The organism is Spiribacter sp. 1M189, from assembly GCF_040838345.1.
Classification (GTDB): domain Bacteria; phylum Pseudomonadota; class Gammaproteobacteria; order Nitrococcales; family Nitrococcaceae; genus Spiribacter; species Spiribacter insolitus.
Genome location: NZ_JBAKFF010000001.1, coordinates 345,721 through 355,537, shown reverse-complemented (window position 1 = coordinate 355,537; position 9,817 = coordinate 345,721). Strand labels below are relative to the sequence as shown.

Genomic DNA, 9,817 nt, shown 5'->3' with positions numbered 1-9,817 from the left:
GTCAGTCCTGGCCGCCGCGCTTGAACGCCGCAAGCCGCCGGCGATCACGGCGTTCAGGGCGATGGTCGGGCCGAGGCTGCGCAGCGGCCGCCGCCCGCAGCTCGGCACGCTGCTGCTCACGGGTCGCCTCGCTGGCAGCGGTCTCGGTGTAGAGCTTCTGCGCCTCCGGCGCCGGGCCGCGCTGCTCGGCGAGGCCCTCAACGTCCACTTCGAAGGTCTGTGGCCCCTTGCGGATGATCAGGCGTTGACCCACTTTGACGGCTCGTGCGGGCTTGGCCCGGGCCCCGTCAACGCTCACCTTTCCGCCCTTGATGGCATCCACGGCGAGGCGGCGGGTCTTGAAGAACCGCGCCGCCCACAGCCAACGGTCGAGGCGGACTGCATCAGCTTCCGACATGGCCCCCGTAACTACCATGCATGTAGCTGGTGAGCTCCGCGACCTGCAGATCGCGCTCCCGGACCACGGCGGCGGTGAGGTCTCGCACCGAGATCATGCCAAGGACCCGCTCCTGATCCATGACCGGCAGATGCCGCACATTGCGCTCAGAGACCACCGTCATCGCCTCGTCCACGCTGGCTGTCGGGGGGATCCAGAAGACCTTTCGGGTCATGACGGATTCCAGCGGCGTGGCGGCGGGATCGAGACGCTCACCGAGCACCCGGCGCAGCACATCGCGCTCAGTAAACACGCCCAGCAGGGCCTCATCCGGGGTCATGACCAACACCGCCCCGATGTTGTTGCGATTCATCAGTCCGACCGCATCGGCCACGGTACTGTCGGGGCCCAGGGCATGCAGTGCCGCGGGGCGTTCGCGCAGCAGTGATCGAATGGATTCCGCCATATGCTCTCTCCTTGCCGAGGGCACTGCGCCTAGACCAGCGCCTCCACGGCGATGACGATACCGTCGCGATCGGCGCACAGCCACTCGCCCGGCTTGATGGTGGCGCCGGCCAGGGTCACGGCGCCCCCGACTTCACCGACATTATTCTTCTCGCTCCGGCGGGGGTGAGTGTTCAACGCCTTGATACCGATATCCAGATCCGCGAGATCGGCCGCATCACGCACACAGCCATAGACCAGTAGACCCGTCCAGCCGTTGTCACGGGCCTTGGCCGCGAGCTGGTCACCCACCAGCGCGCAGCGCAGCGACCCGGCGCCGTCCACAACCAACACCCGCCCGTCCCCCGGGGTTTCGAGGACCTCCCGCACCCGAGTGTTGTCCTCGAAGGTCTTCACCGTCTCGATAATGCCGGCAAACCCATGCCGCCCCCCGTAATCCCCGAAAATGGGGGAGAGGATGCGCAGCTGCTCGGCATGTTCGTCGCACAGATCGGTGGTCTTGATTGCCATCGGAAAACTCCTTTGTCCGCAGTAGCAAAGCTAACCGCCCGCTTGCCGGTGAGCAACTCCCGGTCTGCCCGGATTTGACAGGGTACCGCGGCGGGAGCGAATCTCCGCACAGCGGCGATCCGGCCCATTGCGTCGAAGGTTCCCCCATGACAGCCCGCACCGCCCAGGACAAGGCGCCGCGTCCCGGCGCCAATCAGCTGCACGCCCGGCTGGCCACCCGGCAGCAGCCGATCGTGGTGGGTGTCGCCGGTGACAGCGGCAGCGGCAAGAGCACCTATACACAGGGCCTGGAGCGGCTGCTTGGCGCCGAGCGGGTCAGTCAGATCAGTCTGGATGGCTATCACGCCGAGGATCGCGCCACCCGTCGACTCTCCGGCCGGACCCCGCTGGACCCCGATGCCAACCACCTGGACCAGGCGGTTGACCACCTCCAGCGCCTGCGTGCCGGCGAGGCGGTGGAGATACCGGTTTATGACCATGCCACGGGACGCTTCCAGCCCCCCCGCCGGCACAGCCCCACGCCCGTGGTGGTGGTCGAAGGGTTGCACACCCTGTATCCGGAATTCCGGCCGCTGCTCGATTTCTCTGTCTACGTGGACACCGCTGCAGCGGTCAAGCGGGAGTGGAAACATCACCGGGACACGCGCGAGCGGGGCTATGCACCGTCGGATGCCGACGCCGAAATCAGCCGCCGGGCCAGTCAGTACGAGCGCTGGATTGCCGGCCAGCAGGACGTCGCTGACGTCATCCTGCGCATCCACCCGAGCGAACTGGGAAGACTGGCGCTGGGCCGGCTGGATGCCGACGTGCAGGAGACCTGCTATCACCTCGAGGTTATCGTCGAACCGCGCGATGACGACCTGCAGTCACTTTTCCTGCCCGTGGATCTCAGCAACATGACCCGCCAGCACGCCATGCCCTTCATGCTCGCCACCGTGCCGAGCCATTTTCGCGGCCGGGCAGTCAATGTGCTGCATGTCGATGGGTACATGGCGCCCGCCGCGCTGGAGACGCTGGAACAGGCAATCTGTGCGTTCGCTGGCCTGGATGCGCCGGCGGGCGAGCGCACCGACGAGCCCTTGAGACCCGCCACCGTTCGCTTTGCGCAGATGCTCGTGGCCTGGCCCGTCCTCACTCGGGTGTCCGCCCTCGCCGACTAGTCTTCGAGGAACGCCTCAACCGCGGGGCGCATACGCTCCACGCAGTCATACCCCTCGGCAATCGCCTCTTCGCCACGGTGCAGCTCCAGCAGCCCGATATGCGCAAGCCGCGGGCTGATCAGCAGATCCGGCGGGTCGCCCGCCATGCGGCTGCGGGTGATGCGGTCCTGCATGACATTCACCGCCGTGGCGATGACGTCGAAAACGCCCGGGGCGGAATCCTGCTCGCCCCGCTGGAACTGGGCCTGGAGCGCCTCGGCACTGCCCCGGAACCCGCTGGACAAGCGATGCCACCAGGCAAGCGGTGCTCCCACCCCGCCATCCGGGTGATCGGAAATCAGGTGATCCTCGCCATCCGTTCCATGCGCCGCCGCCTGCCCGAGCGGCGACTGGATCCGCCTCCCGACGAGCCCGCCGCTGAGATTGACGGCGATGACCCGATCAGCGCCCATGGCATGGCACAGCGAGATCGGCACCGGGTTGACCAGACCGCCGTCCACCAACCACTCACCTTTGACATGCACCGGCGTGAATACGCCCGGCAGCGCCATCGAAGCCCGCACTGCGGTGGCCAGATCGCCCTCCCGCAGCCAGCGCTCCTGGCCACTGTAGAGGTCGGTGGCGACAACGCCCAGTGCATGGTCCAGATCCGCGAAATCCATGGCGTCGAAGGTCTTGTGGAAGCGGGCCATCAGGCGCCGCCCCTGGATAAAGCCGCCATTACCGATGTCGAAATCCATGTAGGCCAGCACATCGCGGCGGTTGAGCGACCGCACCCACTGCTCGAAGGCATCGAGATGCCCGCTGCAGAGCATCGCCCCGGCGATGGCACCCACCGAGGTGCCGGCAATGATATCCGCCTCGATACCCGCCTCCCGCAGCGCGCGGATCACCCCGATGTGCGCCCAGCCGCGCGCCGCGCCGCCGCCCAGCGCGAGCCCGATGCGCGGTCGGCGAACGTCGGTGACCGCCTCAGGCATCCTCCTGAATGGCCTCGAATTCGATGATCAGCTCAATCTGATCGCCCACCAGATCGCCCTCGAGGGCGTAATCCATACCGAAGTCACTGCGGTTGATCGCGCCACGGGCCGAGCCACCCAGCGTATCGGCGCCGCCGATGGGATGCGGGGCGCGCCGATTGAGGATGAGCTCGAGCTCGATCGGCCGCGTCTCGCCGAGCAGGGTCAGATCGCCCCGCAACGTGCCCTCGCCCTCGCCGGTCGGTTCATAACCGGTTGCCTCGAATCGGATCACCGGGTACTGCTCGACCGCCAGGAAATCGCCGTCCCGGAGATGACCGTCACGATCGTCATGACCCGTGAAAACGCTCGCCGCATCCACGGTGACCGTACCGGACACCAGCCGCTCAGCTTCGGCGTCATAGACGAAACCGCCGGAGACGTCGGTGAACTGTCCAAGCACGTCGGCAAAGCGGGCATGCCCTGCCAGGAAACCCACACTGACATGGCTCTCGTCGAGCACGAAACGCTCCGGTTCGGCCTGCGAAGCGGCACCGATGGAAAGCAGAAGCCCCAACAGTGCGGACTTGAGCATCAGCTTGTGCATGATCCAACTCCTCAATTCTTTTCTATCTGCCATGATGCCGCAGCATCCACCAGGAACGAATAACTCAAAAGAGCCAGCAACGCAGCCGCGAGCGGCGGCACCCACGCCGGCGGAAAACCGGGCGCGAGGCAGATCCCCAGCCCCACCCCCTGGATACCGCAGATCACCCGACGACGCTGGGACGGGGCCAGGGGCCGGCGGAGCTGAGGACGCAGGCGGCCAGCCAGCACGAAAACGTAACGCCAGGCACCGATGCCGAGCACCCAGGGGCCGGCAAGCCCCAGCTGCACGAGCCAGAGGCAGAGCACCAGCAGCAGCACCGCATCGAGCTCCATGTCGAAACGGGCGCCGGCTTGAGTGACACAGTGCAGTCGGCGGGCCACGAAGCCATCCAGGCCATCCAGCAGCACCGCCGTCAGAGCGATCGCGAAGGGAAGCACGGGCTCCTCCCGCAGGCCCCCGGCAGCAGGCAGCAAGCCGATCAGCAGCATCACCAGCAGCCCTCGACCCATGGTGACGCGATCGGCCGGCGTCAGGGGTCGGTTGCCACACAACCGCCACAGCATGACCGCCATGGCCGCATAGGCGAGCAGCGCCAGGGGCAGGACACCGGCGGGCAGATCCAGTGAGAGCCTCAGACCGCCGGCTGCCGCCGCCAGCACGATGGCAGCCACCAGCAGGTCGGGAAGGATCAGCCAGGGGATATCGGCGGCGCGACGCGGAACCAATGCTACCCTCCGCTCATCGGAAACGAGGATCATGAGTCTATCAGCAAGGGAGCAATACCCGGCGATGAGTGATCGCAGCGCTCAGGCCTTCTGGATAACCGCGCCCGGCAAGGGTGAGCATCGCATGGAGCCGGTCGGGGAGCCCGGTCCGGGCGACCTCCTGGTCCGAACGCTCTACACCGGCATAAGCCGCGGCACCGAGTCGCTGGTCTGGCATGGGAAGGTGCCGGCGAGCGAGGCCCGAAGAATGCGGGCGCCCTTCCAGGACGGCGAATTCCCGGCGCCGGTCAAGTACGGCTACGTTAATGTCGGCCTCGTCGAGGCAGGCCCTCCGGACTGGGTGGGACAGACGGTGTTCTGTCTCTACCCCCATCAAACGCGCTATCTCGTGCCGGCCGACGCCGTCGAGCCGCTGCCGGCGGACCTGCCGGCCGAGCGCGCCGTGCTCGCCGCCAATGCAGAGACGGCCCTGAATGCGTGCTGGGATGCCGCGCCCCGACCCGGCGAGCGCATCAGCGTGATCGGCGCCGGTGTGGTCGGCACACTCACCGCTGCGCTCTGCGCGGGCATCCCTGGCACCGAGGTGCAACTGGTCGATATCAACCCGGCACGGCGGGCGATAGCGGGCGGACTGGGCATCGACTTCGCCCATCCCGATGAGGCCCGCACCGGCAACGACCGGATCATCCATGCCAGCGCAAGTGAGGCCGGGCTGCAACTGGCGCTGGGGGCGGCCGGCAACGAGGCCACCATTATCGAGCTCAGCTGGTTTGGCGACCAACGGATCAATCTGCCCCTCGGAGAGGCATTCCACTCTCGGCGTCTCACCCTGCGCTCGAGCCAGGTCGGCCAGATCCCGCCGTTGATGCAACCGCGATGGGATCATCGGCGTCGCCTTCGCAAAGCGCTGCAATTGCTCGCGGCCCATCCCGAATGGGAAGCGCTGATCGACGACGAGACCCCCTTCGAACAGCTGCCACAGGCCATGGATGCCATCCTCGATGGCACCGGCCTGTGCCACCGTATCCGCTACAAGGAGTGACCATGTACCGCGTTAATGTCCGAGACCATTTCATGATTGCCCACAGCTTCCGCGGCGAGACGTTTGGGCCCGCCCAGGCGCTGCATGGCGCGACCTATGTGACAGACGCAACGTTCTTTCGGGAAGCGCTGGACGCCGATGGCGTGGTCGTTGACATCGCCCGTGCCACCGAGGTCCTGCGCAGCATCCTGAGCCGCTATAACCTGGCCAACCTCGACGCGCTGTCCGAGTTTGAGGGCGTTAATACCACCACCGAGTACCTGGCCCGGCATATCGCCGATGCGCTCGCCTCGGCCGCCCTTGCCGGTGATCTTGGCGAGACCGCCGGGTCGCTGGACCGGTTGCGCGTCACGCTGCATGAGTCCCATGTGGCCTCCGCTGCCTACGAGCGACCATTGCGGGCGTGAGCGACTGCCATTTCCTGGTCCCCGGCGCACTCGAGCGGCCCACCGGCGGTAGCCGCTACGATCGGGAGATCGTTCGGGGTCTGCGTCAGCAGGGTCTCGCCGTGGCGGTCAGCGAGCTGCCGGGTCGGTTCCCCCAGGGCGATGAGACCGCTCGAGCCGCTATTAATGCGGCGCTTGAGCCACTTCCCGACCAGGCAACCGTCGTGGTGGACGGCCTGGTACTGGGCGGGCTACCGGAGATCTTCGCGCGTCATGCCCGGCGACTGCGTCTGCATGCGCTCATCCATCACCCCCTTTCCGACGAGAGCGGAATCGATGCGGCGCTTGGCCGTCGACTGCTCGACCGCGAGACCGAGGCGGTGGCGCAGGCGCGGTGCGTGATCACCACAAGCGGGTTCACGGCCCATCGCCTTCGGGAACTGGGCATCCACCAGGGCGCGGTAGAGGTCATCGAGCCCGGCTGTTCACCCCAGCCTCTTGCCACCGGCAGCCCTGATGGCGTGCCGACACTGCTGTGTGTGGCCGCCTTGTCCCCGCGCAAGGCGCAGCATGTGCTGCTCGACGCGCTCTGGCGAATCGCCGATCGACGCTGGCATTGCCGACTGGCAGGGCCTGCCGACCTGGACCCGCCATACGCCGCGGCAGTCCACGAAAAAAGAAATGCCCTGGGGCTTGCCGGGCGCGTGGAGATCGCCGGCGCACTGGATGCCGAGCGCCTCGATGCCGCCTATCGGACTGCTGATCTGTTCGTCCTACCCTCGCGCTACGAGGGCTACGGTATGGTGATCAATGAAGCGATGGCCTACGGGTTGCCCGTGCTGACCACCACGGGGGGTGCCCTCGCCACGACACTGCCGGCGGACGCCGGCCTTGCGGTCAGGCCCGACGATACGACAGCACTCGCCGATGCCCTGCAACGTCTGCTGGATGACCATGCCCTGCGGCAGTCACTCGTCGAGGGGGCCCAGCGGGCGCGACGCCGACTGGCCGGCTGGACGCCCGCCATCCAGCGTTTCATGGCCCTTCTGGATCGAGGTAACGATGCCTGAGCAGTTTGCCGCCGACTGGCTCGCGCTCCGCGAACCTGCTGACCACGCCGCCCGACCCGATCTGCTGACGCAGCGGCTCGGGGAGGGGCTCCCTGTCGCACGCCCCCTGCGGATCGCTGACCTGGGCGCAGGCGCGGGCAGCAATCTGCGCTACCTGGCCCCGCGATTGCCACAGCCGCAGCAATGGTGGCTGATTGACCACGACCGCGAGCTGCTCACCCGGGCCAGCGCAACGGCAACGGCGCAGCCCCCCTCGGGTGCGCCGGATGACCTCACCATAACCGCGCATGCGGCGGACCTGGCCGAGTTCCCATCCTGTTTGCCGGCAGCGGTGGATCTGATCACTGCATCGGCGCTGCTCGACCTGGTCACGGAGGACTGGATCGAGCGACTCGCCGACTATTGCACGGCACATGGCCTGCCGGCGCTCCTGGCGCTGAGTTTTGACGGCCGCATGGCGCTCTCGCCTGCCCTTCCGGATGACGCGCTCGTCAAAAACGCCGTGCTCGAGCATCAGCGTAGCGAGAAGGACATGGGCAGGGCATTGGGACCGGATGCCGCCGCCACGGTGGACGCCGCATTCACCCGGCGCGGGGCAACCGTGATCCGTCACCGGAGCGACTGGCACCTGACGCCGGCCCAGGCGCCGTTACAACGCCTGTTGCTGCAGGGTTGGCATGAAGCCGCCATGGCCCGACGACCGGCCGAGGCCGGTCGCCTGGATGCCTGGCTGGCGGCGCGCATGGCCGATATCGATCACAGTCATATCCGTGTTGGCCATCAGGATGTCCTGTCCCTGCCATGCCGCGGCTGATCCGGCTGCTCGTCAGCGCGGGCATCCTGGGCTTTATTGCCCTGCAGTTCGGGGACGGCGTCGTGGGCCAGCTGCAGCGTATCGAGCTGCGCTGGATCCTCGCCGGGCTCGTGATCACCGTCCTGCAGGTCATCCTCTCGGCCTGGCGCTGGCGGTTCACCGCGACGAGATTGCAGCTGACCCTGGCAGCCGGTACCGCGGTCCGCGAGTACTACCTGGCCACACTGGTCAACCAGATCCTGCCCGGGGGTGTGATCGGGGATGCCCAGCGAGCGTGGCGGCACGGCAGCGATGCACCCCGGCGCACACCGGCCTTTCAGGCAGTCGTCATCGAACGTTTCTCCGGTCAGCTGGCCATGGCCGGCCTGGCCATCCTGAGCTGGTGGCTATGGCCGCCCGGCGACGGCCTGATCACGATCGGCAACGCAGCCAGGACCGCGCTGTTGGCGCTCGCTGTGCTGACCGGGGGCGCGGGCCTCGCCATCGCCATCGGCTGGCGGCCACCCTGGCTTCGAGACTGGTGGCAGGCGCTTCAGCGCGCGCTGCTGACACCGGCGGTGCTGCCGGTGCAGTTGCTGGCCTCCCTGCTGGTCGCCGCCAGCTATATCGCCGTCTATGCCTGTTGCGTGATGGCGCTGGCCCCGTCGAGCAGCGCCGCCGACTGGCTGCCGCTGATCCCCTTGGTGCTCTTCACCATGCTGATTCCGGCAAGTATTGCCGGCTGGGGACTGAGAGAAGGGGCAGCGGCAATCCTCTGGCCAATGGCCGGACTACCGGCCGCCGAGGGGATTAGCGCCGCCGTCCTCTACGGCGGGCTTACCCTGCTGGCCAGCACGCCGGGGCTGGTCAGCCTGACGCGCCGATAAAATCCAGCCGATAAAGCCGATCCTCACCGAGCTCGAACTGCTCCACCGGCGGCCGCCAGGCCTCATCCATGCGGCTGATCGCCGGCAGCTGCAGTCCGGTCGGCCCGGCGCCGATGATGACCGGCGCCACTGCCAGATAGAGGTGGTCCACCAGGCCGGCCGCCAACCAGGCCGACACCGTCCTCGCGCCGCCTTCCACGAGCAAGCGCCGAACCCCCGCGGCCTCAAGCGCTGCCAGCACGGACTCCGGTGTCATGTCCGCCGGATGGATGCGGCGATCCACCGGTGGCATGGTCACCGCGGCCGGTGCTACCCCCCAGGTCGGTGCCATGCCATCGCGGAAGATCGCTCTGTCGGGATCGATCCCGTCACGTCCGGCACACACCACCCGAATGGGCTGGGGACCGGTCACTTCGCGCACCGTCAGTCGCGGATCATCGGCGATCACCGTACCCGCCCCGACAAGTACGGCGTCGCTGAGCGCCCTCAGCCGGTGCAGATGAGCACGATCGGCCGGACCGGTGATGTAATGGGAATGGCCGGTGGGTGTCGCGATACGGCCATCGAGGCTCTGACCCAGCTGCGCGACGACCCGGACGCCCTTGCCAACAGGACGGGCCAGGGGGGCGTAGCGCTGCCAAAGCCTCTGCGCCGCCACCTCTTCGGCAAACGCGACCACATCGGCGGCGGCCGGTCCGCGCGACACCCCGGCCGGCGGATCAGCCAGGCCGTCATGACAGGCGGCAAGCAGTCGCGACCAGGTCCGATCCGGTGTCTCCGGCATGGCGGGGTTATCATCCTGTGTCATCATCACGGAATTGTTACAGTCCGAGG

General features: G+C 67.5%; 13 protein-coding genes. 6 read left to right on the top strand and 7 right to left on the bottom strand.

What is annotated here, in order from left to right; all coding sequences use genetic code 11:
* Position 1 precedes the first annotated feature (1 nt).
* Genes V6X30_RS01880 through rraA form a run of 3 tightly spaced genes read right to left on the bottom strand, consistent with a single transcriptional unit; the run spans position 2 to position 1,351 of the window.
* Complete coding sequence (locus V6X30_RS01880; protein ID WP_367982947.1) at positions 2–397, bottom strand: RNA-binding S4 domain-containing protein; 396 nt, start codon at positions 395–397, stop codon at positions 2–4.
* Entirely contained in the window at positions 384–842 is a 459-nt protein-coding gene (locus V6X30_RS01875; RefSeq protein WP_367982946.1) for a CBS domain-containing protein, read from the bottom strand. Before V6X30_RS01875 ends, V6X30_RS01880 begins: the two co-directional genes overlap by 14 nt.
* 29 nt (positions 843–871) lie before the next feature.
* Entirely contained in the window at positions 872–1,351 is a 480-nt protein-coding gene (gene rraA, locus V6X30_RS01870) for a ribonuclease E activity regulator RraA (protein ID WP_367982944.1), read from the bottom strand.
* Positions 1,352–1,497: 146 nt separating this feature from the next.
* Between rraA and V6X30_RS01865 the strand changes: the two genes are divergently transcribed.
* Entirely contained in the window at positions 1,498–2,511 is a 1,014-nt protein-coding gene (locus tag V6X30_RS01865) for a phosphoribulokinase (protein WP_367982943.1), read from the top strand.
* Here V6X30_RS01865 and V6X30_RS01860 read toward each other — a convergent pair.
* Genes V6X30_RS01860 through V6X30_RS01850 form a run of 3 tightly spaced genes read right to left on the bottom strand, consistent with a single transcriptional unit; the run spans position 2,508 to position 4,805 of the window.
* The gene (locus tag V6X30_RS01860; RefSeq protein WP_367982942.1) at positions 2,508–3,491 is read right to left on the bottom strand and encodes a patatin-like phospholipase family protein; all 984 of its coding nucleotides are present in this window, start codon (positions 3,489–3,491) and stop codon (positions 2,508–2,510) included. The genes V6X30_RS01865 and V6X30_RS01860 overlap by 4 nt on opposite strands.
* Positions 3,484–4,077, bottom strand: a complete 594-nt coding sequence (locus V6X30_RS01855) for a YceI family protein (protein WP_367982941.1) — start codon at positions 4,075–4,077, stop codon at positions 3,484–3,486. The genes V6X30_RS01860 and V6X30_RS01855 overlap by 8 nt, the downstream gene beginning before the upstream one ends.
* Positions 4,078–4,088: 11 nt before the next feature.
* Positions 4,089–4,805 carry a CDP-alcohol phosphatidyltransferase family protein gene (locus V6X30_RS01850; RefSeq protein WP_367982940.1) on the bottom strand — a complete coding sequence of 239 codons (717 nt, stop codon included), beginning with the start codon at positions 4,803–4,805 and terminating at the stop codon, positions 4,089–4,091.
* Positions 4,806–4,869: 64 nt separating this feature from the next.
* On the opposite strand from V6X30_RS01850, the gene V6X30_RS01845 reads away from it, so the two are divergent.
* The 5 genes from V6X30_RS01845 to V6X30_RS01825 are packed head-to-tail and all read left to right on the top strand — an operon-like array spanning position 4,870 to position 8,983.
* Complete coding sequence (locus V6X30_RS01845; protein ID WP_367982939.1) at positions 4,870–5,847, top strand: zinc-dependent alcohol dehydrogenase; 978 nt, start codon at positions 4,870–4,872, stop codon at positions 5,845–5,847.
* Positions 5,848–5,849: 2 nt separating this feature from the next.
* The gene (locus V6X30_RS01840; RefSeq protein WP_367982938.1) at positions 5,850–6,254 is read left to right on the top strand and encodes a 6-pyruvoyl trahydropterin synthase family protein; all 405 of its coding nucleotides are present in this window, start codon (positions 5,850–5,852) and stop codon (positions 6,252–6,254) included.
* Complete coding sequence (locus V6X30_RS01835) at positions 6,251–7,303, top strand: glycosyltransferase family 4 protein (RefSeq protein ID WP_367982937.1); 1,053 nt, start codon at positions 6,251–6,253, stop codon at positions 7,301–7,303. The genes V6X30_RS01840 and V6X30_RS01835 overlap by 4 nt, the downstream gene beginning before the upstream one ends.
* Complete coding sequence (locus tag V6X30_RS01830; protein WP_367982936.1) at positions 7,296–8,117, top strand: methyltransferase domain-containing protein; 822 nt, start codon at positions 7,296–7,298, stop codon at positions 8,115–8,117. The genes V6X30_RS01835 and V6X30_RS01830 overlap by 8 nt, the downstream gene beginning before the upstream one ends.
* Positions 8,105–8,983 (top strand): lysylphosphatidylglycerol synthase transmembrane domain-containing protein, encoded by an 879-nt coding sequence (locus V6X30_RS01825; RefSeq protein ID WP_367982935.1) that lies wholly within the window; start codon positions 8,105–8,107, stop codon positions 8,981–8,983. The genes V6X30_RS01830 and V6X30_RS01825 overlap by 13 nt, the downstream gene beginning before the upstream one ends.
* Here the strand turns inward: V6X30_RS01825 and V6X30_RS01820 are convergent.
* Entirely contained in the window at positions 8,964–9,794 is an 831-nt protein-coding gene (locus tag V6X30_RS01820; protein WP_367982934.1) for a RibD family protein, read from the bottom strand. The genes V6X30_RS01825 and V6X30_RS01820 overlap by 20 nt on opposite strands.
* Between the last annotated feature and the right edge of the window lie 23 nt (positions 9,795–9,817).